This window comes from Streptomyces sp. NPDC003379, from assembly GCF_053589195.1.
Genome location: NZ_JBSFRK010000020.1, coordinates 1 through 24868 on the forward strand (window position 1 = coordinate 1; position 24868 = coordinate 24868).

Genomic DNA, 24868 nt, shown 5'->3' on the forward strand with positions numbered 1-24868 from the left:
CCCCTGACGGGGCGCAGACGTCCGCGCCTTTTGCGGCGGGGCATGAGCGCCCCGATAGGGGCGCGGGGAACTGCGCGACCAGCCACGACGCACCCGCAGGCACACCTCGACGCCTACGCCCTTCGAAGGCCCACGCCCCTCGAAAGGCCCACGCCCCTCGAAGGGCCCGGTCCCTTGAAGGGCCCCCTACCTCCACTCCACCGAGACGTCCTGCGTCTCGACCCGCATGCCCAGCGGCACGCGCCACGCGTCCACGCACACCGGCCAGGTCTTCTCCTTCTTCCCGCCGGGAGCGATCGGCACGGGCAGCCGTACGGTCGACTCCACCGTGTCCCAGTCGACACCGAGCGCGCCGATGATGTGCGTACCGAAGGTGACCGTGCCCGAACGAACCGGTGAGCCACCGGCGTTGCGAAAGGTGACCGTCACTCTCTCGCACCAGCGCTTGTCCGCGGGCTCGCGCTCCGGAGCGCCGACGCTGAGCGCGGCGGGCCCGCCCGGTGGCCTGGCGGGGCCAGGCTTCTCCGTGCCCGGGGGCGATGGGGGCGATGGGTGCGATGGGTGCGATGGGCGTGACGGGGACGAGGGGGGCGGCGGACTGCCCGGGTTCCCCGCCGACGGCCCGGCGCCGGAGCCGCCCGGCCCCGCCGGGCCACCGGGCGGCGAACTCCCTTGTGCGGTGGGCGGCTTCCCCTCCCTGCCGCCCTCTCCGCTGCTCTCGGGGGCGCCCTCGTCCGATCCGGGCGGCGCTCCCGCCGAGTCGCCGCGACCGTCCTTGGCGCCGCCTTCGGAGTCCTTCGTACCGCCGTCGGCCCCGTCCAGCGGGATCAGCCTCACGTCGCCGGTCGGGCCCACGGCCTGGTCCGGCGATGAGCCGCCCGCGCCGCCCGCGCCGCCCGCGCCGACCGCCCCGGTCGCCACATAGCCATCACCGCTCTCGCCACCGCACGCGGCAAGGAGTCCGCCGAGGCACATCACGGCCGCCGACGCACCGAGCACGTTCCGAACACCACGTCGCATGGCGGCAGTGTGGCTGACGGGCTGTCAATTAGGAACCCCGTCAGCAACACCGGCCACGCGCCGCGCTGTTGAGGGGCAGTCGGGGCTCAGTCGGTGCGCCGGGGTCAGTCCGAGATGAGGCCGTCGCGCAGCTGCGCCAGCGTCCGCGTGAGCAGCCGCGAGACGTGCATCTGCGAGATGCCGACCTCCTCGCCGATCTGCGACTGCGTCATGTTGGCGAAGAAGCGCAGCATGATGATGCGGCGCTCGCGCGGCGGCAGCTTGGCGAGCAGCGGCTTGAGCGACTCGCGGTACTCGACGCCTTCGAGGGCCGAGTCCTCGTACCCGAGCCGATCCGCGAGGGAGCCCTCGCCGCCGTCGTCCTCGGGGGCCGGGGAGTCGAGCGAGGAGGCGGTATAGGCGTTGCCCACCGCGAGGCCGTCGACGACGTCCTCCTCGGACACCCCGAGTGCCGTGGCGAGTTCGGGCACGGTCGGCGAGCGGTCGAGCCGCTGGGCCAGCTCGTCGCTGGTCTTGGTCAGCGCGAGCCGCAGCTCCTGGAGGCGGCGCGGGACGCGCACCGACCAACTGGTGTCGCGGAAGAAGCGCTTGATCTCCCCGACGACCGTCGGCATGGCGAACGTCGGGAACTCCACACCCCGTTCGCAGTCGAAACGGTCGATCGCCTTGATCAGGCCGATCGTGCCGACCTGGACGATGTCCTCCATCGGTTCGTTGCGGCTGCGGAAGCGGGCCGCCGCGTACCGCACGAGCGGGAGGTTGAGCTCGATGAGCGTGTCGCGTACGTAGACGCGCTCGGGGCTGTCCTGGTCGAGTGCGGCGAGCCGCAGGAACAGGGAGCGGGACAGGGTCCTGGTGTCGATGGCTTCCGGGGCCGTTGAGCTCTGAAGCGCGTCGGGTGCGGAATCGCTCGGGCTCTTGGTGAGCGTGAGCGTGAGCACCTTCGAGCTGCCCTGGTCTGCGGACATGCCACCCCCTTGAGGTCGCGGACGGTCGCGGCGGGCGCTCCCGTCGGAGGAACGCAGCCTCCACCTGAATACCGGAGGTGGGGCTACGGCAAACGCGGTTCCAGCAGAATGTCACATGTCGGCAACACGCTGTAGTTACTTGTCGACAAACAAGGGTGACATCCGTGCAGGAAAGAGGGGGTCTGGGGCTTTTAAGCGAGCGGTCCCGTCGGGAACAGTCCCGACGGCACTCCACTCGATACGGTTACGCCTCGATCCGATTTGCGGACCGAAGTCGTGCGAAGCTCCTGGCCAGGAGTCTCGACACATGCATCTGGGAAACGCCCAATTCGGCGCTGATCTGTGATTGCGTCAGATTGCTGTAGTAGCGGAGCAGCAGGATGCGCTGTTCGCGCTCGGGCAGTTGGACGAGGAGATGGCGTACGAGATCACGGTGCTCGACGCCGTCGAGCGCGGGGTCCTCGTAGCCGAGCCGGTCGAGCAGACCGGGCAGCCCGTCGCCCTCCTGGGCCGCCTCCAGCGACGTCGCGTGGTAGGAGCGGCCGGCCTCGATGCAGGCGAGCACCTCCTCCTCGGTGATGCGCAGCCGCTCGGCGATCTCCGCGGTCGAGGGGGAGCGCCCGAAGGCGGTGGTGAGGTCCTCGGTCGCCCCGGTCACCTGCACCCACAGCTCGTGCAGACGGCGCGGCACGTGGACCGTGCGTACGTTGTCGCGGAAGTACCGCTTGATCTCGCCGACGACGGTCGGCATCGCGAAGGTCGGGAACTGCACCCCTCGGTCCGGGTCGAACCGGTCGATGGCGTTGATGAGCCCGATGGTCCCGACCTGGACGACGTCCTCCATCGGTTCGTTGCGGCTGCGGAAGCGGGCGGCGGCGTACCGCACGAGCGGCAGATTGGCCTCGATGAGGGCGCCGCGCACCCGGCCGTGCTCGAGGCTGCCCGGCTCCAGCTCCTTGAGCTGGCCGAAGAGGACCTGCGTGAGGGCCCGGGTGTCGGCACCGCGGGTGCTTCCGGTCCCGGTGCTCCCGGTGCTCGGCGCGGTCTTCGCGGGTGGAGCCTCAGGCGCAGTACTGGCCGGCACGGTCAACGCCACCCCTTCTCAGTCAAGCCCGGTCGAGCTCGGTCAACTCATCCATCAAAAGCGGTCATAGCATCACAAGACATGTGCACTGTGTGCAAGCACCCGATAACTACGTGTTGAGGGGCAAGTTGAGGCCGGGGACGCGGAACGGCCCCGCACCGTAGCGGTGCGGGGCCGTTGAGGAAGCTGCTCGATCGGGCGGCTCAGAACCCGTCGTCAGAACCCGTCGTCAGAACTCGTTGTCAGGACTCGACGTCAGAACTCGTAGTCGGCGATCACCCACGTGGCGAACTCCCGCCACAGCGCGACGCCCGCCTGATGGGCGGGGTGCTCGATGTACCGCTTCAGCGCATCGGTGTCCTCGACCGCCGAGTTGATGGCGAAGTCGTACGCGATGGGGCGGTCGGTGATGTTCCAGTCGCACTCCCAGAACCTCAGCTCCGGAATCTGTCCGCCGAGGGCGCGGAAGGCCTTGACGCCCTCGACCACGCGCGGCTCGTCGCGCCGCACACCGTCGTTGAGCTTGAAGAGGACCAGATGGCGGATCACGGGCACTCCTTGGAGAGGGCTGGGGCTCGGCGGCCTCGGCGGCTGCGGCGGCCGCTCAGTCCTTGCCTCCGTTGGCCACCCACGTCATGAAGTCGCCGATGCTCTGAGCGGCGCTCGAAACGCCTTCGAACCCTATCTGCACGTAGTCGGCGGCCTTGGCGGGGTCAGTGATGATCACGTAGAGCACGAAGACGACCACTACGAAGAGGCCGAGCTTCTTCCACTGCACTGCCACGATCTGGCCTCCCCTTACCCGCGCCCCGTGTGACCCCTGTGACGGCGGTGAGTCTATCCCGGAGCGCACCCACAGGCTTTAAGGACCAACGGCCCGACGACAGAGGCCCTTTGCCCGCCTCCCTCAGGAACTTCCCAGGCACTTCCAGGAACGACGAAGGGCCCGTCCAGATGGACGGGCCCTTCGTATGCAAGAGCGGTAGCGGTGGGATTTGAACCCACGGAAGGGGGTTACCCTTCACTCGCTTTCGAGGCGAGCTCCTTCGGCCGCTCGGACACGCTACCGAGAAGAACTCTAGCCCAAGATGGGCCGTGGTCAGAAATCCGTTTCGGACGCCACCACCGGAGGCTGCCGCGGAGGCCCGGTTCAGCGGCCCCGGCGGCCCTCGCGGAAGAAACGCGTGAGAAGCCCGGAGGCCTCCTCCGCGAGGACTCCGTGGATGACCTCGGGCCGGTGATTGAGCCGTCGGTCGCGTACGACGTCCCAGAGCGAGCCCACCGCCCCGGCCTTCTCGTCCCGCGCGCCGTAGACGACCCGGTCGACGCGGGACTGCACGATCGCGCCCGCACACATTGTGCAGGGCTCCAGCGTCACGACGAGCGTGCAGCCGGTGAGCCGCCACTGCCCGAGCCCGGCGGCGGCCTCGCGGATGGCGACCACCTCCGCGTGCGCGGTGGGGTCGCCGGTCAGCTCCCGCTCGTTGTGCCCGACCGCGAGCACCGTCGTGCCGTCCGGAGCCAGCACGACGGCACCGACGGGAACATCACCGCCCCTCCCTGCCAGCTCGGCCTCGGCCAGGGCGAGCCGCATGGGCGCCCGCCAGTGGTCGCGTACGGGATCGGGTCGGTGTTCGGGTTCGCGTTCGGGTCCGTTTGCGGTGAGGTGGTCCACACCGGGGAACCTAGCGGACGGTCTCCAGCACCTCCGCCGCGCCGAGGATCTCGGCGATCTCGTTGAGGGCGTCACCGGGCCGGAGGCCCAGCAGGTCCTTCTCCGGCACGCCGAGGTCGGTGAGGATCTCCGTGTCGCCGAGCGGGCCCGTGGGCACCGCGTCGCCGGTCTCGGCGGGCCTCTCGTCCCCGTCGTCGGCGGATTCCTCCGGTTCTGGTTCTCCGTCCTCCGTACCGTCGAGGTCGAGGGCCTCCAGGTCGGCGACCGTGTCGTCGGCGCCCGGATCGCGGCCGAGCATCTCGTCGGTGAGGAGGATCTCCCCGTACGAGCTGCGGGCGGCCGCGGCCGCGTCCGAGACATAGATGCGAGGGTCCTCCTCGCCGTCCACGCGGACGACGCCGAACCACGCTTCTTCCTGTTCGATGAAGACGAGCACTGTGTCGTCGTCGTAGTCGGCCGTGGCTTCACGGGCCAGTTCGGCCAGATCCGCCAGGGTCTCCACATCGTCGAGCTCCGTGTCGCTCGCTTCCCACCCGTCTTCGGTGCGCGCGAGCAGTGCGGCGAAGTACACCGTGACTCTCCCACTGGTCATAGGCAGTGCCGGTTGGCGGTTTGGGGTCCCCCCGGCGAGGTCGGGGAGCGGGGATCGCTGTGCCGAGTCCCGCCCATTCGGAATCGTGGCAGAAACGGGGCCGTCAGGAGAGGTCTTCGGGCCGCTGTGTCCGCGTCGGGTTCGTCCGGGGCCCTCGCGGGGCCCGCCGCACACCGGGCCGGTCACGGCCGGTCACCAGCGGAACGTACGCATGCGCATCTGCTGACGCATCCGTGCCGCCCGGGCGCGGCGCGGCTTGACGCGGTCGCGCAGCTCGATGGCCTCGGTGCGTTCCCGCAGGAACTGGGCGCGGCGCCGGCGGCGCTCGGCGCTGGTCTCGTCTTCCGGATCCGCTTTGCGCTCCGCCATGGGCCACACCACCTCGGTTCGTACGTCCCCACCTTCCCCCGGTCGGCCGTATTGATGCCAGCGCGGGGCGGGGGCCGGGCCCGGTTACTGTTGATGCCATGCGGATCCACGTCGTCGACCACCCGCTGGTGGCGCACAAACTCACCACGCTGCGCGACAAGCGCACCGACTCCCCGACCTTCCGGCGCCTCGCCGACGAGCTGGTCACCCTGCTCGCGTACGAGGCCACCCGGGACGTGCGCACGGAGCAGGTCGACATCAACACCCCGGTGACGAGGACGACGGGCGTCAAGCTGTCGTACCCGCGTCCGCTGGTCGTGCCGATCCTGCGCGCCGGCCTCGGCATGCTCGACGGCATGGTGCGGCTGCTGCCCACCGCCGAGGTGGGCTTCCTCGGCATGATCCGCAACGAGGAGACCCTGGAGGCCTCCACGTACGCGACACGCATGCCCGAGGACCTCTCCGGGCGCCAGGTGTACGTCCTGGACCCGATGCTCGCCACGGGCGGCACGCTCGTCGCGGCGATCCAGGAGCTCATCAAGCGCGGCGCCGACGACGTGACCGCCGTGGTGCTGCTCGCCGCCCCCGAGGGCGTCGAGGTCATGGAGCGCGAGCTCGCCGGCACGCCGGTGACGGTCGTGACGGCGTCGGTCGACGAGCGGCTCAACGAGCAGGGCTACATCGTGCCCGGGCTCGGCGACGCCGGTGACCGGATGTACGGCACGGCGGAGTAGCCGCGGTCAGCAGTTCTTTCCGTCGCCGCCGGAGCGCGTGGGCGTCGGCATGGGTTTGGTGAGTTCCGCCAAGGCCTTGTCGGCGTCCTCTTTTTTGGCCAGATCCTTGAACTGCGTGCCGATGATCAGGTCGACCTCGCCGCCCTCGCGGCCGTCGGTCTTGCGCTCGGCGCCCGCGAGCTGCGTGCCGAGTACGGGGAGCGCGGTGTCGGCGGCCTTCTTGGCGCCGAGCAGTATCCCGGCGCCCTTGACCTTCTTGTCGAACTGCTCCGCCGCGTTGCCGACCTCGCCGATGGCGAAGCCGCGCTTCTTCAGCTCGTCCGCGGTGCTCTTGGCGAGGCCGCTGCGGGGCGTGGCGTTGAAGACGTTGACGGTGATCTGGGCGGGCTTCGGCAGCGGCTTGGCCTTGGGGGCGGCGCTCGTTGTGGGGCCGGCCGTGGCGGCGGGGTCCGGCTTGCTGTCGCAGTCCGGGGTGACCGGTGCCGCGGCCGACGCCTTGTCGCCGCTTCCGGTGAATACGTGGATGAGCTGCAGCGTGCCCCAGGCGATCAGGCCCATGGCCGCGGCGGACGCGATGACCGCGAGCACGATCCTGCGGCGCCCGCCGGTGCGGCGCATCCGCGGATATTTGGCTCCCGTGATGCGGTATTTGCCGCCCATGCCGGGGGGAGTGAGCATGCTCATGGGCGCAGCGTAGTGCGGCGTGGCGGTGCTGCCTACTAGATGATCATCGACCGGGGGACAGTCCAACCCGAAAGGCCCAATGGAGCCGACGCGGTCAGCCCAGTTCGAGTACGCGGGCGTGGAGCACCTGGCGCTGCTGGAGAGCGGCGCGGACGGCGCGGTGCAGCCCGTCCTCCAGGTAGAGGTCGCCCTGCCACTTCACGACGTGCGCGAAGAGGTCGCCGTAGAACGTCGAGTCCTCGGCGAGCAGCGTCTCGAGGTCGAGCTGCCCCTTGGTCGTCACGAGCTGATCGAGGCGGACCGGGCGCGGCGCGACGTCCGCCCACTGCCGGGTGCTTTCCCGGCCGTGGTCGGGGTACGGCCGGCCGTTTCCGATGCGCTTGAAGATCACACGGAAAGCCTACCGGTCAAGACTCTCCGGGCGCAGCCATGGTGACGGAGTGCGGGTCCGGGAAAAGACACCGTAAATCGCGGCAAACCGGGAAGTCTCAAGGCGGGAACAGGCGCGGAAGTGAGCGAAAGCCGGCCGAAGTCGTCCACGCCGGGGAGCGGGAACCGCTCGAACGAGTCAGTGGCGGTGGTCGGGGTGACGGACGGGGCCAGGGCTGGGGCAGGGCTGGGGCAGGGCTGGGACCGGCTGGCCGGGGCCGGCGCTCGGTGGGCTCGGCCTTGGGCTTTGCGGCTTTGGCCGCGGCCTTCAGTTCTTGTGTGCGGGCGCGGACCTTGTGGAGGGACTCCGGGCCCGTGATGTCCGCGACGGATCGGTACGCCTTCGGCGGGCCGTGGTCACCGGCGGCCGCGCGCCAGGAGCGAGTGCTATGGAGTGGGCGTACCGCACGGCTCTGCGCGGTGCCGGCGAAAAGGCCGTGCGAGGGGTGGCGTGCCGCCAGTAGCCTCGCGGTATGTCTACGCCCCGCATTTCCTAGCCAGGACACCGCTCTCACGCCACCCGTGTGTCCATTCGCTATTGCGGAGCGTTACCCCATGATCACCGTACGAGGCATCGATGTACGCGTCGGCGCCGGACTTCTGCTGTCCGGCGCCGACTTCCACATCGCCCCTGGCGACCGCATCGGCCTGGTCGGCCGCAACGGCGCCGGCAAGACCACCCTGATGAAGATCCTCGCGGGCCGGACGGCCCCCGCGGCCGGCACCGTCGCCCGCACCGGCTCCGTCGGCCACCTCGCCCAGGACCCGGGCGCCGCCGACCCGGCCGTCACCGTCACCGACCGCGTCCTCTCCGCCCGCGGCCTGGGCGAGGCGGTCACCGCGCTGCGCACCGCCGAGGCCGCCATGGCGGACGCCGCGAGCCCGGCCGCGCAGGAGCGGGCCATGGCCGCCTACGTCCGCGCGGACGACCGGTTCCAGGCACGCGGCGGTTACGCCGCCGAGGCGGAGGCCGCCCGGGTCGCCGCCGGGCTCGGGCTGCCGGAGCGGACGCTGCGCCGGCCCGTCGGCGAGCTGTCGGGCGGTCAGCGGCGCCGCGTCGAGCTGGCCCGGATCCTCTTCTCGCAGCACGACACGCTGCTTCTCGACGAGCCGACCAACCACCTCGACGCCGACTCGGTCGGCTGGCTGCGCGGTTACCTGTCGTCGTATCCCGGCGGTCTCGTGCTCGTCAGCCACGACACCGGGCTCCTGGCCGACACCGTGAACCGCGTCTTCCACCTCGACCCACGGCGCGCCGCCATCGACGTACACAACACCGGCTGGCACACCTACCTCGCCCAGCGCGCGGCCGACGAGCGGCGGCGTACCCGCGAACGCGCCAACGCCGAGCGCAAGGCCGCCTCGCTGCGCGCCCAGGCCGACAAGATGCGCTCGCACGTCGCGACCGCCACCGCCGCGAAGAACATGGACCGGCGTGCCGGGCGCATGCTCGCCGGGACGGAGCCGGTGCGGCGCGGCGAGAAGGTCGCGCGGATCCGGCTGCCCGAGCCCGCGCCGTGCGGCCGGATGCCGCTCGGCGCGATCGGCCTCACCAAGTCGTACGGGTCCCATCGCGTCCTCACCGGTGTCGATCTGGCCGTCGACCGGGGGAGCAGGCTCGTCGTACTCGGGCTGAACGGGGCCGGGAAGACCACGCTGCTGCGGCTGCTCGCCGGGCGTGAACGGCCTGATGAGGGGCGGGTCGTCGAAGGGCCCGGGCTGCGGCTCGGGTACTTCGCGCAGGAGCACGACACCCTGGAGGGCGCGAAGAGCGTGCGGGAGAACCTCGCGGGCGCCGCCCCGCAGCTGACCGACGGGGAGGTGCGGCGCGTGCTGGGTTCCTTCCTCTTCGGCGGGGACGATGCCGACAAGCCCGCCGCCGTGCTCTCCGGCGGCGAGAAGACCCGGCTCGCGCTGGCCGGGCTCGTCCACTCGGGCGCGAACGTCCTGCTGCTCGACGAGCCCACCAACAACCTCGACCCGGCCTCCAGGGACGAGGTCCTCGGTGCCGTGGGGACGTATCCCGGGGCCATCGTGATGGTCACGCACGACGAGGGCGCGATCGACGCGCTGCGGCCGGACCGGGTGCTGTTGCTTCCGGACGGGGACGAGGATCTGTGGGGACCCGACTATCGGGAGCTGGTCGGGCTGGCCTGAGCGGTTCGTGCGGTTGGTTAGTGTGGCGAGGCATGGCGACCAGTGGTTCGGACGCGTATTCGGACGAGTACGTGGCGGATGCGTATGTGGCGGATGCGTATGTGTCGGACGTGTACGTGTCGGATGCGTACGTGCCGGACGCGTACGTGGATGACGCGTCGGCCCCGTCGGTCGGCCGCGCGGCGCGGGTGATCGCCGCGCGGTGCGAGCCCCGCGTGAACGAGCTCGCGCGGCGCATGACGCGGGACGCCTTCGCGCGGCTGCGTGGTTACGGCGAGCTGCCGTCGGACGTGCGGGACGTCGAGATCGCCGCCACCGCGCGGCACGGGCTGCGGCTCTTCCTCGACCGCGTCGCGGGCACCGGCGAGGCGCCGGGCGATCACGAGTACTTCCGGGTGCGTGCCGCCCAGCGCGCGGACGAGGGCATGCCGCTGCACCTGCTGCTCAGCACGCACTGCCTGGGCACGCAGGTGCTGTGGCGCGCGCTGCGGGACGCCACCCTGCCCGGCGAGGAGGCCGCGCTCGCCGAGCTGAGCGACTACCTCTTCGGCGTGCAGGAGCGTGTCGTGGCCGCCGTCACCGAGACCTATCTCGACGAGCAGGCCGCCATCGTGGCCGAACGCCGGGAGGAGCGGCGGTCGTTGGCGCGGGCGCTGCTGTCGGGGGCCCGGCCCAGGGACGGGGAGGCCGCGGCACCCTACGAAGAGGGTGCGCTCGTCCTGTTTCTGTGGGTGCCCTCGGGAGGGGGCGGGGTGGGGCGGCCCGTCGCCGTGCGGCGGCTCGTGCGGCGGCTGCAGGCCACGCTGGACCGGGCGTTCGGCGTCGCCGTGCTGACGCTCATGGAGGGCGGGGGTGGACACGCACTCGTCCCGGGTGTCGTCGACGTACCCGTGGAACTGATGGCGGGGCTCAGGGAATTCTGCGGTCCCGGGCTGCGTGTCTGTGCCGCGGTGGCCGGTTCCGTCGCGGAGATCCCGCGGGCCGCCCGCACCGGCGAGGAGGTCGTACGGGTCGCCCGTGCCTGCGGCCGCGCGCCCGGACTGCACCGGCTCGACGACGTACTGCTCGAATACCACCTGTCCCGGCCCAGCGCCGGCAGCGACCGGATAGCCGCGCTGCTCGAACCGGTCGCCGACCGGCCCGAACTGATCGAGACCCTCCGCGCCCATCTGGAGCTGCGGCAGGACCGCCGGGCGACCGCGCGCCGACTCAGCCTGCATCCGAACACGGTCGACAACCGGCTCGCCCGCGTCTCGTCCCTGACCGGCCTGGACCTCACCTCGGCACGCGGCGCCGCGCTCGCCCTCGCGGCCCTGCTGCTGCGAGACGTCACCGATGCGGTGCCGGGTGGTGGTCACGCCGGGGGACGCGGGTCATCTCCTCGGTGAGACGCGGGGCATCTCCTCGGTGAGGGGCTCCTCGTCCGCGCCGCTGTGCTTCCATGCTCCGATGAGACGAGACCGTGCCGCTGACGCGGCGGATGGCCACCCCGTTCTGCGGGTACGGGAGCGGGCCGGTGAGCGTGAGCTGGAGGCGTGCGTCGGTGTGCTCGCCCTGGTCCACAAGACCGACGGCTACCCCGTCAACTGGCCTGCCGAGCCCGCCGACTGGCTGGCCGATGCCGGTGCGCTCGGCGCCTGGGTGGCGGAGCTCGACGGGCGGGTCGTCGGGCACGTGGCGCTGTCCCGGAGCACGGCGGGGGACGCGGCTCCCGGGCTGTGGAGCGAGCGCGCGGGCGTGGACGCCGAGGCGACGGCCGTGATCAGCCGCCTCTTCGTGGCGCCGGACGCGCGCGGCCACGGCATCGGCGCGCTGCTGATGGGCCGGGCGGTGCGGGAGGCGCGGGCGCGCGGCCTGCACCCGGTCCTGGACGTGGTCTCCTCCGACGCCTCGGCGGCGGCGCTCTACGAACGTCTGGGCTGGCAGCTGCTGGCCGTCGTGGAGCAGGAGTGGGGGCCGGGGCAGCGGGTCTCCTTGCGGTGCTATGCGGCGCCGCCGGCCAGTGGGGGGATGCCGTGAGCGGTTCTTCGCTGGTGGTGTGATTGGACGTTTTCGGGAAGCACGGCCTCCGGCTCCGCACCGCTCCCGCCGGGCGCCGCTCCCACCCCCACCGCCACCGACGCCGCGGTCCGCAACGCCTCAAGCAGCCCCCGCAGCGCCGGTTGGACCGGTGACGCGGCCCGTACCGCGGCGTGGATCGCTCTGACCGGCTCGGGGCCCCTGACCTCTCGTACGACCACGTCGGGACGGTGCCCCGTGGCCAGGCCCAGTTCGGGGACGAGGCTGACGCCGAGGCCGGCGGCGACGAAACCCTGGGCCGTGGCGTAGTCACCGCTCTCCACCACGAAGTCCGGCGTGAAACCGGCCGCCGCGCAGGCGTCGAGCACCGGGTCCAGGCACGGACCCGGCGTCTCGCCCGCGACCCAGGGCTCCCCGGCGAGGTCCGACAGATCAAGGACCGGCCGCTCGGCCAGCCGATGGCCGCGCGGGAGCACCGCGCGGTACCGGTCGTCCAGCAGATGCACGAACCGGACCCCGTCCACCGCCGCCTGGCCCCGGGGCCTGACCACCAGCGCCAGATCGGCCCGCCGCGCTTTCACCTCCGAGACCGGGTCGTCCGGCTCGAAGAGCTTCAACTCGACCTGTACCCCGGGCTGTTCGCGCCGCAGCGCGGCGAGCGCCGGGGCGACGAGGGGAGCCCCTGCCGTGGCGAAGTACCGCATCGAGACGCGGCCCGTCCGCCCCGCCCGCAGCTCGGCGAGCGCGGTCTCCGCCTCGGCGGCGTGCCGGCCGATGACCGTCGCGTACTCGGTGAGCACGCGCCCCGCGTCCGTGGGGCGCACCCCGCGGCCGTTCCGCTCCAGGAGCGCGATGCCCGCCTCCTTCTCCAGGGCCGCCATCTGCTGGCTGACGGCCGAGGGCGTGTACCCGAGATTCCGGGCCGCCGCGGTGACCGAACCGCTGGTGACCACCGCCCGCAGGATCTGCATGCGCCGCATATCAAGCATGACTCCAGTGTGCAGCACTGTGCAGTGCTGCTTAATTCAGGCTCCAGATCTTTTCGCTTGTCTTACGAGTTGGCTCACTGGACCGTAAGGGGAGGGGCGTACGCCCGTACGCCTGTACGCCTGTACGCCTGTGTCCCGATCAACCCCAGCCAGGAGGCGAACCGTGCTCAGCGGCCCCCGCGCCACCCCCGTCCGCATGGCCGTCCTCGCCCTCCTCTGGGGCTCCGGCTTCCTCTGGATCAAGATGGCCCTCAACGGCGGGCTCGCGCCCCTGCACCTCACGATCATCCGGTGCGCGCTCGGCGCGGCCGTCCTGCTCGTCCTGGCCCGCGCGGCGGGGCAGCGGATGCCGCGCGACCGCAAGATCTGGGGACACCTCGCCGTGGCCGCCTTCTTCTGCAACGCCCTGCCGTTCTTCCTCTTCAGCCTCGGCGAGCAGACCGTCGACTCGGGCGTCGCCGGCGTACTGAACGCCACCACCCCCCTGTGGTCCCTCGCCATCGGCCTGACGCTGCGCACCGAACGCCGGTTCGGCCCGCTCCGCCTCGTCGGCCTGCTGCTCGGCTTCGCGGGTACGCTGCTGATCTTCGCGCCCTGGCAGCGGACGGGGCTCGCGAGCTGGGGGGCGCTCGTGCTGCTCGCCGCGGCGGTCAGTTACGCCGTCGCCTTCGCCTACATGGCCCGCCACCTCATCGCCCGCGACGCGGCGCCGCTCGCCCTCTCCGCCGCCCAGCTGCTCGCGGCGACCGGGCTGACCACGCTCGCCCTGCCCGCCGCACCGGCCGGTTCGTCGTCCCCGACGCTCACCGCGATCGTCGCGGTCGTCATCCTGGGCACGCTCGGCACGGGCATCACCTTCCACCTCAACTCCCGCCTCATCGCGGACGAGGGCCCGACCGCCGCCGCCAGTGTCGGCTATCTGCTGCCGGTGGTCTCGGTCGCGCTCGGCGCGCTCGTACTCGGCGAGGAGATCGGTCCGCGGGTCGTCGTCGGCATGGTGGTGGTGCTCGCGGGGGTGGGGCTGAGCAGGAGCCAAAAAGGGTGGCGGGCAACGGCCGGGGTGGGATCTCTCGGGGCATCCCCGACTTCCTCCGCGTCCTCCCTCTCGCCGGTACGCAGACGCCGTGAACTGTCTGGCCGGTAGGTCCCTGCCGCGTGCCCCCGGGGCAGCCGGGTCCTCCCGCCGCTGCGAGCGCCCCGGCGAGGACGGGCAGCCCCGGCACGGTGACGAGCAGCCCCGCTCCGAGTGCGAACGCGGCCACGGCGACGGCGAAGCTGGCCCGGCGATCTCGGCAGGCGGCGAGATCACCACGTGGCCGACCTCGCGAAAGGTGGCGGCGGCGAAGGGCGCGCGGTGTCAGTGAGGCGCGATGCGGGAGCCGTCGGAGAAGTCGCGAGACCGGTCCGAGAAGTCGCGGGAGCCGTCGGAGAAGTCGCGAGACCGGTCCGAGAAGTCGCGGGAGCCGTCCGAGAGGTCGCGTGAGCCGAAGGAGTAGAGCACCTGCGGCTCCCCCCACTCGACGAACCGCTCCACCACCCGCGCGCCGAGCGCTTCGAGCAGCTGCCGGGAGCGGGAGTTCGCCTCCTGGGTCACCGCGACGACATCGGTGCCGTCGCTCGCGGACGCCAGGACCCGGCCCGCCGCCGCGCCCGCCGCCGCGCCCACCGCCTCGCGTGCGTAACCACGCCCCCAGTGCTCAGGCAGCAGTTGGTACGAGATCTCCGCGCGCCCCTGCCGTGCCGCGGGCTCCACGGTCACCAGGCCGAGCACGACGTCATCCCGCGCGCGTACGACGGTGAAGGCCCCCGGGGCCCCCACGCACCGCCGCTCCCGCTCGCGCACCACGTCCTCGGCCACGGGCCCGCCGAGATGGCGCCGCACCTCGGGATCCGTCCAGAGCCGGGACAGCTGCGGCACGTCGGCGCGCTCGATGGGCCGCAGGACCAGCCGCACGGTCGTGAGGACGGGCGGGACGGGCGGGACGGTCGTGACGTTGGTGACGGTCGTGACGGTGGTGGGCGGTGTCACAGCTCCACCCCTCTCCTCGCGCCCCGCTCCCGCAGCCACGCCGCGACCTCGTCGGCGCCCGCCGCGACCGCGATGTCCAGCGGGGTCATGTCGTCGTACCCGACCCGGTCGAGCGCGGCACCCCGCTCCAGGAGACAGCGGGCGGTGAGCAGTTGGCCGCCGTGGCAGGCGCCCCAGAAGGCCGTGTCCAGGTCGTCACCGGTCGGCGGGCGTGCCGTCAGCCGGGCCCGGACGCGGTCGAGGAGGCCGAGCGTCGCCTCGTCCTGCAAGGTGGTCCGCGCCCCGTGCTCTAGCAGCCGCCGTGCCGCCCGCCACTGGCCGAACCCGCGTGCGTCGGCCAGCGGCGTGCCGCCCCCGATGACCGCGCCGCTCGCCTCGATGTCCGCGCCGGCGGCGATCAGGGCGTCCAGCGCCGCCACGTCGTCGCTGCTGGCCGCCCAGTGCAGGGGCGTCTCCGCGTGGGCGCCGACGAAGTGGGCGTCCGGGTCGGCGCCCGCCGCGACCAGGGCGGCGATGACCTCGGGCCCCGCGGGGAAGTGACCCGGCCAGTCCGTGGCGATGTGCAGCAGGCTGCGCGTCCCCGCGGCCTCGCCGTCCTGCCTGATCCCGGCGGAGGCGAGGCCGGGGTCGGCATCGAGCAGTTCCTGGAGCGCGGGGACGTCACCCGTGCGGATCGCCCCGGTCACCGCGACGGCCAGTGGATCCCGCGCGTCGAGAACTGTCATGCCCGACCTCCTGATCGACTGCCGCCGATTCTGTCAGCGGCCACTGACAACGGGGGTCGGTTACCCGGCCGGGGGAATCACTGTCCCAGGCATCGGCCGAACGGGTGTAAACACCCCCGAAGGCCCATGAAGGCGCCACTAGCATCCGCGGACATGACCTCTACCACTGCCGTAAAGCCAGAACAGCAGGGCTCCCTCCTGGGCACCCTCGTCATCACCCCGTGGGCCAATGGACCCGCGGCCGACTCGGACGGCCCCGTGACGCCATTCCTCCTGGTGTGTTCCCGGGGGGATGGCCGTGACGGGCCGGAAGCGGGCACGGAGGCGCTGCGGGCCGAGCTGGAGAAGGCCGGTCTCTCGACCGGCGGCACGGTGACCGACCTGACGCGTGAGACACGCGGTTCGGTCTCGCTGCTGGTGGAGGCCGGACAAGCGGTGCTCAGCCTGCCCTTCCTGCACGTCCAGTGCCCGGTCTCCCCGCAGTGGCAGCAGGCGGCCCACGAAAGCGGCACGGCCTTCCTGATCTGCGCGACGCGCCCGTGGCCGGAAGTCGTGCAGGGAAAGCCGGTCGGCGCGGAGCAGTTGCGGGCCTTCGTCTCGGACGAGCAAATGGTGAGGACCAGCACCCGGTGCCTCCTGCCGGTGCGCCGGGTGCGCGGCTGACGCGCGTACGCCCCAGTTGCCGGAGTGGCGGCCCGTTCTCGGGCACGCCGCTCCGGCATTGCTTTGACAGGCATTGGCTCTGGGAGTTTCTGGATTCGGGCGGTTCTGAATTCGGGGGGTTCTGGATTCGGGTGGTCCGGGATTCGGAAAAAACTGTGCCCCGGGTCGCGGAGGATATTCCTCCGCGACCCGGGGCGATCGCCGGATTCCACTGAGCCGATACCTGCCTCAGATCCACCAGGTAGTGGTCACCCTCACAGTGCCGCTGACGTACGCGTGGTACCTGGTTGTTCTGGTGCCCGGTGCCGGCCCGGCAGAGACTCAGACGCAGAACCTCAGTTGACGACCGTACCCAGAACCGGCAGCGCGGGAGCCGAGGAGTCGTCCTCGACGTGCGACTTCTGGCGAATCTCGTTGCACTGGAAGGCGCGGGCCTCGTCCAGCACCTCGACCGTGATGACGTCGATGTCCTGAACGGTCGGGCAGATGTCTCGGATGACCTCGATGTTCTGCGAGTAGTGACCGTGGGTCTCCTCATCGGCCATGGCCGGAGTAATAGCCATACCGGTCGCCGCCAGGGTCAGCATGGACCCGGCCAGCACCTTCTTGTTCTTAGAGTTCATTTTTCTGAGCTCTCCTTCCCGGGGGATATAGCACCCGGTCTGGGTGCCGACGCCGGACCCAACCGCCGAGCCGGGCCAGAAGTTGCGCGAGACGGGGGGCTTTCACCCATTTGCATCCTTGCGCTGTCCAAAAGTCTGATCACGCTATGGTCGATAGACGTATTGATGCGGTAACTGGGTGATTGTTGCCCGTCCGGAGAAACGTCACCACGGAACGCAGTGTTAGTGATTTCGCTGGCGCACTCACTGGGAGACGCCCACATATGCAGGAAGGTACACACCATGAGTGTGAAGAAGATTGTCGCCGGCTCGATGCTGACGCTGACCGCTACCGGCGTGGCCGTTACTCCGGCCATGGCCGACGAAGAGGTACACGGTCACTACTCGCAGAACATCCAGGTAATCCGAGACGTCTGCCCGACCGTTCAGGACATCGACGTCATCACGGTCGAGGTGCTGGACGAGGCCCGCGCCTTCCAGTGCAACGAGGTCCGTCAGGGTTCCAAGGTCGATGACAGCTCGTCCGCCCCCGCACTGCCGGTGCTCGGCAAGGTAATCAACAAGTAGTCATTTCTCGCATAGAGGCAGCTGGGCCCCGGGTCGCCGATACAACCGCGCGACTCGGGGCCCATCCATTTTCCGCATCACACTGCGCGGTCGGCTAATACGACACCGGTTCGCCCCGCGGCCGCTATATGTTGCTGCAAAAGGGTGAATGGGTTTTAAGCGTCGGAACCCCGGCATCTGCAAGGCAGTTAGAGGGACTGTCGGCGCTTACTGAAAGCGCCGCAGCTACCCGGACGCCAGGAAGGCACAGAAAAACCATGAACGCCAAGAAGATTCTCGCCGGCTCGATGCTGACGCTGACCGCCACCGGCATGGCCGCCACTCCGGCCATGGCCGACGAAGAGGTGCACGGTCACTACTCGCAGAACGTCGAGATCATCCGCGACGTCTGCCCGACCGTTCAGGACATCGACGTCATCACGGTCGAGGTGCTGGACGAGGCCCGCGCCTTCCAGTGCAACGAAATCCGCCAGAAGTCGCACGTCAAGGACGACTCGGGCTCCCCCGCGCTGCCCATCCTCGGCGCCGTCATCGACTGACGCCGACGCAGTCCGGCGGTAGGCGAGGCCCTGCTACGGACCCGGGGCCGCTGTTCCCACAGCGGCCCCGGCGTTTGGTCTCTCCGCACTGCTTAGTTGTTACGGCTCCTCCGCCGTGGGCGGGTGGGGCCGTCGCTGTTTTGTCGAGCGGCTCGGCACATAGATAACGGCTCTTCACGGACTGTTTTCCAACCGTCCGTGAAGAGCCGTAAAGACCGCGGTTACTCAGCGGTTGGAGCCGCGGAACCCGCCGTAGTGGCCTTCACCGCTGAAGATTCCGGCGCCGCTGGAGCTCTTGACGACGTCGAACTTGCCACCACCCCATACGGCGGCATACGGGCGCTTGTCATTCTCCATGCCGCGGTCGTCGGCAGAGGCCGAGCTCGTGCCGACTGTCATGGCGGCTGCGACGATGGCAGCGCACGTAATAGCCTTCTTGATCATCTTCACCCTCTGGTCGAATGTCCGTGCTGCCCCGGGTGTGGGGAAGCATTTGCGGCAATTCTTCCCAGTTCACCGGACTTTCGAGCCCCGAGACAGCCGGGCCCACACCTTCGAGAGTGGACATTGGGTCATTTGGACGCGGCACGGCCGGAATACGTCCGACCGAATGGTGCAACCACGGGTCACGAAACTCCAGAAATTACGACTCATCGCTCCTCGTACGTTTAGACGCGTCCTCTAGACGCGTCCTCCCGCCCTCTCCGCGGCCGGTGCGACATCAGGTCCCGCGTGCCACATGCCTCGTCCGTCCCCCCGATCGGGAGAGGGCACGCGCCCCGAGCGGCACCGGCGGGGAACTGGAGCAGCCGGGCGGGCGGGGACGCGGCCGCCTCGCCCTCGACGTACCGGTGCCCAGCATCGCGACGCGCGCCTCCGGACGGTCCCTCCGCTTCGTCAGTCGGCATCTCGTTCTGGACGCGACGCACAGAGGCCTGCGCACCGCCGTGCAAGCGCGGCTGCCCGCTTGGCTGCGCGGAGAGGGGAGCGGACGATGGCGGGAGCTGGGCGACCTGGCCCTCCTCCTGCAACGGGCCGACCAGACCGACGAAACCCTCTCCGAGCACGCGGGCGGCAGGTGACGCGACCAGGCTGAGCCCACACAACGACGAAGGTCCCGACCGCTGAGCGGTCGGGACCTTCGTCTGCCCTTGCGGGCGGGTGCGGAGGATACGAGATTCGAACTCGTGAGGGGTTGCCCCCAACGCGCTTTCCAAATGTTCGTCTGGGGGTTCAGGGTGATTCATCGGCGTCCTGACCTGCACCGGAAGGAGCGGTGGGATGCCCGGTGGACGGTGCTGAACAGGGATGAACGAGACCAGAACTGAGACCAATCAGGGCACGGCTGCCAAGGCCACTCCGTCGCACGGGCGCCTCTGGCCAGCCCCGCTGCAGCTTTGTGCGCCCCGAGTCGGCATTACACAGGACCGGCTGGCCGTTGCTGCGGGCTGCTGGATCACCCTTCCTGGAGCCGGATCGCCATCACGGTTCCGTCGGGGCGGATGGACACAGCGTTCCACTGTCCTGATGTGCTGCGGTCCGGCCACTGCCCTCGCATGGCGTGTACCTCGCTTCGGTATTCGTTGACGCGCCCGTGGCGGAGGTGCGTGTAGAGACTCTTTTTGAGTCCGGAAAACGCCTCTACTCGGATGCCATTGAGGCGGTAGATGTGATCGGTACCGACGAAGTCGATGCCGTGGATGCGGTGTTCCTCATCTCGCAGCTTGGCCGTTTTGGCGTGGACGTCGTGCTGGAAGTGGCGTCGTCCCTGGTCCTTCGTCAGGTACTGAGCGGTGGGTATGCCGCCCCCGGTGAAGGCCGTGAGGGTGGCTGCTTCCGTCCGCGCCAGCACGATGCTGAACCAGTCAAAGTCGTCGGGCAGTACCTGGTACCCGGGGACGGTTGTCTTCCCGCTGTCCGTGGGCCGCACGACATCGGACGGATAGTTCTCCTGTTCCAGGGCGAGGTTCAGGTCGGCTGCTGATGCTTCTCCGGAGGGGCGGAGGACGGTCGTACCCGGCCCCTCCAGGATGTGCAGGGCGAGGCTCTCCTTCTTGGGGATCTCTGTCCCGATGAGCAGGTACGGGACGGTGCCGTAGGGCCCGATATGCACGGACTCCACGTGAGCGCTGGCCGTGCTGAGTTGCTTGTGCACCTGCTGAACGCTGCTGTGGGTGCCCTTGGAGGAGACGAGGAGAACCTTGGACGGCTGCCCCGGTTGCCAGGCTTCGACGAAGAAGTGGGGCCGTCGCTGCAGCGGTTCGGGGCGCGTGCCGGTGCCGGAGTCGGTGCCGCGGAGAGCCCAGCCGGCCTTCAGCGCAACATCCGCCGGGATCACGGAGACCGAGTGATCGGGGTAGCGGGACCTGACCACGTTCTCGGCCAACAGTGAGGCGAAGCCGGTGCCGATTTCTCCGGACTGGGTCGCCTTGTAGAAGCGAAGAAGATCACGCCCTTCGGACGACAGCTGCAGGTAACGGCCGTGGTTGGCTTCCAGGGCCTGGCTGTAGCGCAGACTTCCCCAGTGTTCGGCCAGTCCTCGTCCCGCGCCTTGGCGGGCCGACGCGGCACCGAAGCCGATGGCGTGGATGACCTGCCAGGGCGTGAGTGTCAGTGTTCGCGGCGCTGTCCGGACGGCTCGGTAGTCGGTGCGCCGGCGAAGGGGGCCCCGCCCCTTTTCTGACCGCTTCTCGTCCTCGTCCTCAGCGGCCTCGGAGACCTGGGCGGCGAGTTCGGTGGATGAGCGGACCTGGACGTGGGAGGTGGTGCTCAGCTCGTGGAGGATCTCGGCGACGGCTTTGGAATGGTCCTCGTTCACTGGCAGCCCTTCCATCGATGTGATGTGGCGTGAGCCGGAGGACTGTAGGACGCATCAGGGGAGCACAATCAAGTGCGCACGAGGGGCGCAGGCCGGTATTCGGCCAGAGGCCCGTCGAGGAGCGCTCGGACAGCGCCATGTAGGGCCCCGTGTTGAGACCCCCGGGCCCTGGCACGCGGCAGTTCGAGGTTCCACTCTTCGGCACACCGCCGCGTGGGCTATGGGCACGGTGCGACAGCCCGTCCTTCCACGCGCCAACTGGCATCACGAGGGTGCTTGGGCGAACGCGACCCAGCGGGCGGGGCAGGCGTGGGCGGTCTGGACTCGCTGGGGAGAGGAGAGAACGGACCGGGAATGTCAGACTGGTCGTCTACTGTCACCCTCTGATCAGCCACCAACTAGCGTTCCAGGGCGGGGACGTGTCCGAGAGGTGCGACATGGGTGTTCAGTACGAGGCGCGGTTGCGCGACATGTTGGCTGACCGCTTGTCTCTCCTGGAGCCGAGCCTTCAGCTGATCGAAACGGAATTCCCGCTACCCAATGCTCACGGAACGCGCGGGCGGATAGACATCCTGGCCCGAGATGGCCACGGATCTTGGGTGGTGATCGAACTGAAGCGATCCGACTCGACCTCGGGTCGAGCCCTCCATGAGGTCACGAAGTACGCCGAGCTGTTGCAGCGAGAGATGGGGCTCCGCAAAGACCGCATTCGCGCGATGATTGTCTCCACCACGTGGCGCGAGCTTCGCGTACCGGTCAGCAACATGGCGCGCGACTGGGCTCACGATCTGCGCGGGTACCAACTCACGTTGGACGACGACGGTGTCCCGGTGTGTGCAGACCGCGTGGAGTTCCTCGAAGCAGCGATCCCCCCACAGGTGACCCCGCATCACTTCATCTACCTGTACAACTCCCCGGAGGATAGAGAGCGGGGCTGGTGCGAGGTTCTGGCTAGAGCTGCAGAGGCAGGAGCTGATGATCTTCTGGCAGCGGATTTCCAGCGCATCTCGAAGAGAGACAGCGTGGTCGCACCGTACGGCCTGTACTTTGCGATCGGGCGTCTGGATCCGGACCGAGCACCGGCATGGCTCGACGACGGCGAGGCAGATTCACCCGAGGAAACCGGGGGGTACCCCCTGGAGTATGCGGCTCTTTGTCACGTCACCAGCAACGTTTTCGCAGCTGGCTATGACACAGCCCGCCCGGGCTTGCTTCGGAAGCTGGCAGAGGACCCGCATTGGGAGATCGAGGGCTACCGGACGGCAGGTGAATTCGCCAAGCGCACTTCGCTGGACGAGAGGGATCTTCTCCGGGACCTGAACGGTGACGACGAGGGGATCGGTCAGGTCCTCTACACAGGATCCGCGCGAACCACGGACCGTGGAAGATGGCCTGCTTTCCGGGAGGAGAGCAGAACGTGCATGGCGAGGAATCCTGATTGGGCGAGGCTCGTGGAGCGGTGGCTGGACGACGTCTCGGCCGATGGCGTGGAACGCGATGTCATGCTTCATGTGTACAACCCGTGTGACCTGATCACATCGTTGGTGCACGGATGGCCCGACAAGCTCTCAACACTCGTTCCGATGACCTTTGGGACGGCATTGGCTACTCCGGACGGAGACCACCGCACGATCCGTGGCTCCCTCTACTGGGACGGTTTTGCCTACCCCGACATGGCCGACCGGGTGCGCCTGGTCTATCGCGATGCCATGCACTGGCAGACTCATCGCCTCATGGATGAGACCTGGGTCGCCGATCTTGATCTCCTGAGAATGCTCGGACTTCGCTACGTACTTATCGAGCAGATCGGAGGAAACCCGCTCCTTGTGTCAGAGGCGAGTGAACTTCGACTCCACTTCGTTCAGGACGAGGTCCTCCGTACTCTGCCGATTCCCTGTGAGGGGGCACAGCTCCGCGACGCGGGTTGGAACGGCGCCTACTCGCTCGATACGTTCCTGGAAACGTACGAGGACCAGATCGACACGTTGGTTGAGACCTATCGAACCGGGTTTCATTTCGGGGCCTGAGGCTCCTCGGCCATCGGGTTCTGCCTGCAGGAGGGTCAGGACACGGGCCGTACGACTGCTGGTCCTGTGAGGAGCCACGTGCGCGGAAACGGTCTGGTTCGGCAGTACGGACCACGGCGGGGCTGGCGAAAGGATGATGGTTGTCGAGGTCATGTCCCGGCCTTCCTGCTGCGCTCTACTTCTCGAAGAGGTGGGGGCGCCATCCTTGGATTTCCTCGTCGAAGTTTCCGTTGTGTACGCCTTGCAGAGCGGCCGTGTAGCCGATATCGATGGCCTCGTTGATCAGCTGCTGCAGTTCCGTCGGCAAGTGCAAGAGTTGATGTCCGGCTTCCGAGCAGAGGTTGGCCGCAGCATGGCCGGCGGCCTGGGCGTGCTCGCCGGGAACTGTTGCGGCATACATGTCCGAGATGGTTTGGGCAGCGTTGTTGATCTCTTCCTGCGGCGCCGAAGCCATGGCGGTCAGTCACCGCGTGGTGACGGCGATGGGGAACGTCGTCCTCGTACTCCGCTTTTACCGACTGCGCTTCGGAGGCGAGGTCGGGGTGATCCGTGATCCGTCGGCATCGGCCGCACCTTGGAGGACGTCCTCCCAGTCGGTGTGCCGGAGCCAGTCCTTGCCCATGAGGTGGGCGGTCCACCACACGAGGTCTGCCCAACTGCGGCAGCGGTGCACCTCGACGGCGTACGCGTTCGCGTGGGGCTTGGGGTCGCACGCCGTGTGGTGCACTCGCCATCTGGCCGCGTCGGGGTACGACATCAGGCTTGCTGCGTCGTAGGAGCGAACCCCCAGGCCCTCCTGCTTCGTTTCGAGGAGTTCCCAGGCCATGACGTTGGTGGAGCACTGGTCGACTTCGGCCATGTCGACCCAGAAGCTGCCCTCGCCGTCGGCTACGGCTTGTGTGCAGGCGTCGCAGATGGCGGCCAATTCATGTGCCACGGTGGGTCCTTGGGGAGAGTCGCTTCCTACGGGGCTGCCTCTGAGGATGGCTTCTCGCGCCGCTGGTGGCCAGAGGGCCTGCTGGCACGCGAGGTAGCTCGTGCGACCTCAGGGGTTGAGGAGGAGGGCCGCAGTGCGGAACGAGTTGCGTACGGCCGTCAGCGGCTCGCGGTCGCGTGTGTAGAAGAGCTTGTTGGTCAGGAGGACTGCCCAGCGGCCTTGGGCAGGGGAGATCCACATGCCGGTGCCGGTGAAGCCGTAGTGGACCCAGATGTCATCGACGGGAGTGGTGCCGGGGGCGGGGTGCCAGAAGAGGCCGCGGGCCGGTGAGAGCGTGCCGGTCTGGAGCGTCAACGATTCTGCCGTCCAGGCCGAGCCGAATGCTGCGAACCCGGGGCGCGACGAGGCACCCAGCATGTGACGCAGGAACGTGGCGAGGTCGTCGAGAACGGTGAAGACGCCGGCGATGCCGCACACGCCCTTCAGGAGGCGGGCGGAGAAGTCATGGGCGGTGCCCTTGAGGTGGGTGCCGGTGTCCTGGTCGAGTTCTGTCGGTGCGCAGCGGGCGGCGAGGTCGGTGGGGAGGGGGCCGAAGCGGGTGGAGGTCATGCCAAGGGGGCGCCAGGTTCGCTCGGTGGCGAGCTGGTCGAGGCGTTGGCCGGAGAGGTGTTCGGCGAGGTAGCCGAGGACGAGGGCGGCTCGGTCGGTGTACTCGACGGCTTCGCCGGGCTGGCGATGGAGGGGTTCGTGCAGGACGCCGTCGCGGATGTCCTGGGGGTCGGTGCCGTAGAGGTTCTTGAGCTGGGCTCGGAGGGGGAGGCCGGCGGTGTGGGTCAGGAGGTGGTGGGCGGTGGTGGTGCCCAGGGGGTGGCCCGCGACTTCTGGCCAGTAGGTGCCCAGAGGGGCGGTGAGGTCGAGTTTGCCGTCTTCCCACAGGGCGCCGATGGAAGACCACACGGCGAGGATCTTGGTGAGGCTGGCGGCGTCGAAGACGGTGTCCGGCTGCATGGAGGCGTGGGGCTCGTTGGGGTCGAGGGCCCCGGTGGCGCCCTGCGCCTGGATGCCGGCGGCGTCGCCCACGGCCCACACGGCGCCGGGGTAGACCTTGTTGCGGACGCCTTCGGCCAGGAGCTGTTCGATGTGGTCGGTGCTGCTGTGCTTCATGGTCTCCCTGTTCGCCGTGGGCATCCCGCCGGTCAGCGTAGTGACGCAGGCGGTGT

At 69.5% G+C, this 24868-nt stretch carries 29 protein-coding genes, 1 tRNA gene and 1 pseudogene; 10 read left to right on the forward strand and 21 right to left on the reverse strand.

Going from position 1 to position 24868, the window contains the following annotated elements; translation table 11 throughout:
* Positions 1–186: 186 nt before the first annotated feature.
* The 9 genes from ACWDVB_RS20885 to ACWDVB_RS20925 all read right to left on the reverse strand — a co-directional run bounded on the left by ACWDVB_RS20885 (position 187) and on the right by ACWDVB_RS20925 (position 5708).
* Positions 187–1020 carry a hypothetical protein gene (locus tag ACWDVB_RS20885; protein WP_451516169.1) on the reverse strand — a complete coding sequence of 278 codons (834 nt, stop codon included), beginning with the start codon at positions 1018–1020 and terminating at the stop codon, positions 187–189.
* 104 nt (positions 1021–1124) lie between these two features.
* Entirely contained in the window at positions 1125–1988 is an 864-nt protein-coding gene (locus ACWDVB_RS20890; protein ID WP_451516170.1) for an RNA polymerase sigma factor SigF, read from the reverse strand.
* Between the two features lie 244 nt (positions 1989–2232).
* A complete protein-coding gene (locus ACWDVB_RS20895; RefSeq protein ID WP_451516171.1) occupies positions 2233–3084 on the reverse strand; it encodes an RNA polymerase sigma factor SigF in 852 nt (283 codons plus the stop codon).
* 243 nt (positions 3085–3327) lie between these two features.
* Positions 3328–3621: a Dabb family protein gene (locus ACWDVB_RS20900; RefSeq protein ID WP_451516172.1), complete on the reverse strand. Its 294-nt coding sequence runs from the start codon at positions 3619–3621 to the stop codon at positions 3328–3330.
* Positions 3622–3676: 55 nt separating this feature from the next.
* Positions 3677–3856 (reverse strand): hypothetical protein, encoded by a 180-nt coding sequence (locus ACWDVB_RS20905; RefSeq protein WP_055553710.1) that lies wholly within the window; start codon positions 3854–3856, stop codon positions 3677–3679.
* A 196-nt stretch (positions 3857–4052) separates the two neighbouring features.
* Positions 4053–4140 (reverse strand) — tRNA-Ser (locus ACWDVB_RS20910).
* A gap of 82 nt (positions 4141–4222) precedes the next feature.
* On the reverse strand, positions 4223–4666 hold the full coding sequence (gene tadA, locus ACWDVB_RS20915; RefSeq protein WP_451516279.1) for a tRNA adenosine(34) deaminase TadA: 444 nt from the start codon (positions 4664–4666) through the stop codon (positions 4223–4225).
* Between the two features lie 91 nt (positions 4667–4757).
* The gene (locus ACWDVB_RS20920) at positions 4758–5339 is read right to left on the reverse strand and encodes a tRNA adenosine deaminase-associated protein (RefSeq protein ID WP_451516173.1); all 582 of its coding nucleotides are present in this window, start codon (positions 5337–5339) and stop codon (positions 4758–4760) included.
* A gap of 192 nt (positions 5340–5531) precedes the next feature.
* A complete protein-coding gene (locus ACWDVB_RS20925; RefSeq protein WP_451516174.1) occupies positions 5532–5708 on the reverse strand; it encodes a hypothetical protein in 177 nt (58 codons plus the stop codon).
* 98 nt (positions 5709–5806) lie between these two features.
* On the opposite strand from ACWDVB_RS20925, the gene upp reads away from it, so the two are divergent.
* Complete coding sequence (gene upp / locus ACWDVB_RS20930) at positions 5807–6442, forward strand: uracil phosphoribosyltransferase (RefSeq protein ID WP_451516175.1); 636 nt, start codon at positions 5807–5809, stop codon at positions 6440–6442.
* Positions 6443–6448: 6 nt separating this feature from the next.
* On the opposite strand, the gene ACWDVB_RS20935 is transcribed toward upp, so the two are convergent.
* From ACWDVB_RS20935 to ACWDVB_RS20945, 3 genes and pseudogenes are all read right to left on the reverse strand, one after another.
* A complete protein-coding gene (locus ACWDVB_RS20935) occupies positions 6449–7126 on the reverse strand; it encodes a LytR C-terminal domain-containing protein (RefSeq protein ID WP_451516176.1) in 678 nt (225 codons plus the stop codon).
* Between the two features lie 94 nt (positions 7127–7220).
* Positions 7221–7517, reverse strand: a complete 297-nt coding sequence (locus ACWDVB_RS20940; RefSeq protein ID WP_003955420.1) for a type II toxin-antitoxin system VapB family antitoxin — start codon at positions 7515–7517, stop codon at positions 7221–7223.
* A gap of 283 nt (positions 7518–7800) precedes the next feature.
* A pseudogene (locus ACWDVB_RS20945) lies at positions 7801–7932 on the reverse strand (HhH-GPD-type base excision DNA repair protein); the annotation flags it as partial.
* 178 nt (positions 7933–8110) lie between these two features.
* Here ACWDVB_RS20945 and ACWDVB_RS20950 point away from each other — a divergent pair.
* From ACWDVB_RS20950 to ACWDVB_RS20960, 3 genes are all read left to right on the forward strand, one after another.
* Entirely contained in the window at positions 8111–9712 is a 1602-nt protein-coding gene (locus ACWDVB_RS20950) for an ABC-F family ATP-binding cassette domain-containing protein (protein ID WP_451516177.1), read from the forward strand.
* A 32-nt stretch (positions 9713–9744) separates the two neighbouring features.
* Entirely contained in the window at positions 9745–11100 is a 1356-nt protein-coding gene (locus ACWDVB_RS20955) for a PucR family transcriptional regulator (protein WP_451516178.1), read from the forward strand.
* A gap of 61 nt (positions 11101–11161) precedes the next feature.
* The gene (locus ACWDVB_RS20960) at positions 11162–11731 is read left to right on the forward strand and encodes a GNAT family N-acetyltransferase (RefSeq protein ID WP_451516179.1); all 570 of its coding nucleotides are present in this window, start codon (positions 11162–11164) and stop codon (positions 11729–11731) included.
* Here ACWDVB_RS20960 and ACWDVB_RS20965 read toward each other — a convergent pair.
* Entirely contained in the window at positions 11695–12720 is a 1026-nt protein-coding gene (locus ACWDVB_RS20965) for a LysR family transcriptional regulator (protein WP_451516180.1), read from the reverse strand. The two genes, ACWDVB_RS20960 and ACWDVB_RS20965, sit on opposite strands and share 37 nt — an antisense overlap.
* 196 nt (positions 12721–12916) lie before the next feature.
* Here ACWDVB_RS20965 and ACWDVB_RS20970 point away from each other — a divergent pair, with 196 nt between their 5' ends.
* On the forward strand, positions 12917–13864 hold the full coding sequence (locus tag ACWDVB_RS20970) for a DMT family transporter (RefSeq protein WP_451516280.1): 948 nt from the start codon (positions 12917–12919) through the stop codon (positions 13862–13864).
* A gap of 213 nt (positions 13865–14077) precedes the next feature.
* On the opposite strand, the gene ACWDVB_RS20975 is transcribed toward ACWDVB_RS20970, so the two are convergent.
* Both ACWDVB_RS20975 and ACWDVB_RS20980 read right to left on the reverse strand, forming a co-directional pair.
* Complete coding sequence (locus ACWDVB_RS20975) at positions 14078–14749, reverse strand: GNAT family N-acetyltransferase (RefSeq protein WP_451516181.1); 672 nt, start codon at positions 14747–14749, stop codon at positions 14078–14080.
* Entirely contained in the window at positions 14746–15474 is a 729-nt protein-coding gene (locus ACWDVB_RS20980) for an ankyrin repeat domain-containing protein (protein ID WP_451516182.1), read from the reverse strand. Before ACWDVB_RS20980 ends, ACWDVB_RS20975 begins: the two co-directional genes overlap by 4 nt.
* Positions 15475–15627: 153 nt before the next feature.
* On the opposite strand from ACWDVB_RS20980, the gene ACWDVB_RS20985 reads away from it, so the two are divergent.
* Positions 15628–16137, forward strand: coding sequence for a DUF5949 family protein (locus ACWDVB_RS20985; protein ID WP_451516183.1), 510 nt, complete (start codon positions 15628–15630; stop codon positions 16135–16137).
* 335 nt (positions 16138–16472) lie between these two features.
* Here the strand turns inward: ACWDVB_RS20985 and ACWDVB_RS20990 are convergent, their stop codons facing one another.
* A complete protein-coding gene (locus tag ACWDVB_RS20990; RefSeq protein ID WP_451516184.1) occupies positions 16473–16760 on the reverse strand; it encodes a hypothetical protein in 288 nt (95 codons plus the stop codon).
* 282 nt (positions 16761–17042) lie between these two features.
* Here ACWDVB_RS20990 and ACWDVB_RS20995 point away from each other — a divergent pair, with 282 nt between their 5' ends.
* Both ACWDVB_RS20995 and ACWDVB_RS21000 read left to right on the forward strand, forming a co-directional pair.
* Entirely contained in the window at positions 17043–17327 is a 285-nt protein-coding gene (locus tag ACWDVB_RS20995) for a hypothetical protein (RefSeq protein WP_451516185.1), read from the forward strand.
* A 257-nt stretch (positions 17328–17584) separates the two neighbouring features.
* On the forward strand, positions 17585–17866 hold the full coding sequence (locus ACWDVB_RS21000) for a hypothetical protein (protein WP_451516186.1): 282 nt from the start codon (positions 17585–17587) through the stop codon (positions 17864–17866).
* A gap of 225 nt (positions 17867–18091) precedes the next feature.
* Here ACWDVB_RS21000 and ACWDVB_RS21005 read toward each other — a convergent pair whose 3' ends face one another.
* The gene (locus ACWDVB_RS21005; RefSeq protein WP_451516187.1) at positions 18092–18310 is read right to left on the reverse strand and encodes a hypothetical protein; all 219 of its coding nucleotides are present in this window, start codon (positions 18308–18310) and stop codon (positions 18092–18094) included.
* Positions 18311–18717: 407 nt separating this feature from the next.
* Here ACWDVB_RS21005 and ACWDVB_RS21010 point away from each other — a divergent pair, with 407 nt between their 5' ends.
* Positions 18718–18948 carry a hypothetical protein gene (locus ACWDVB_RS21010; RefSeq protein WP_451516188.1) on the forward strand — a complete coding sequence of 77 codons (231 nt, stop codon included), beginning with the start codon at positions 18718–18720 and terminating at the stop codon, positions 18946–18948.
* A 374-nt stretch (positions 18949–19322) separates the two neighbouring features.
* On the opposite strand, the gene ACWDVB_RS21015 is transcribed toward ACWDVB_RS21010, so the two are convergent.
* Positions 19323–20684 carry a hypothetical protein gene (locus ACWDVB_RS21015; RefSeq protein WP_451516189.1) on the reverse strand — a complete coding sequence of 454 codons (1362 nt, stop codon included), beginning with the start codon at positions 20682–20684 and terminating at the stop codon, positions 19323–19325.
* Between the two features lie 437 nt (positions 20685–21121).
* On the opposite strand from ACWDVB_RS21015, the gene ACWDVB_RS21020 reads away from it, so the two are divergent.
* The gene (locus ACWDVB_RS21020; protein ID WP_401755434.1) at positions 21122–22711 is read left to right on the forward strand and encodes an endonuclease NucS domain-containing protein; all 1590 of its coding nucleotides are present in this window, start codon (positions 21122–21124) and stop codon (positions 22709–22711) included.
* A gap of 175 nt (positions 22712–22886) precedes the next feature.
* Here ACWDVB_RS21020 and ACWDVB_RS21025 read toward each other — a convergent pair whose 3' ends face one another.
* From ACWDVB_RS21025 to ACWDVB_RS21035, 3 genes are all read right to left on the reverse strand, one after another.
* The gene (locus ACWDVB_RS21025) at positions 22887–23165 is read right to left on the reverse strand and encodes a hypothetical protein (RefSeq protein WP_451516190.1); all 279 of its coding nucleotides are present in this window, start codon (positions 23163–23165) and stop codon (positions 22887–22889) included.
* 57 nt (positions 23166–23222) lie between these two features.
* Positions 23223–23648, reverse strand: coding sequence for a hypothetical protein (locus ACWDVB_RS21030; RefSeq protein ID WP_451516191.1), 426 nt, complete (start codon positions 23646–23648; stop codon positions 23223–23225).
* A 108-nt stretch (positions 23649–23756) separates the two neighbouring features.
* A complete protein-coding gene (locus ACWDVB_RS21035; protein ID WP_451516192.1) occupies positions 23757–24812 on the reverse strand; it encodes a serine hydrolase domain-containing protein in 1056 nt (351 codons plus the stop codon).
* Positions 24813–24868: the final 56 nt, after the last annotated feature.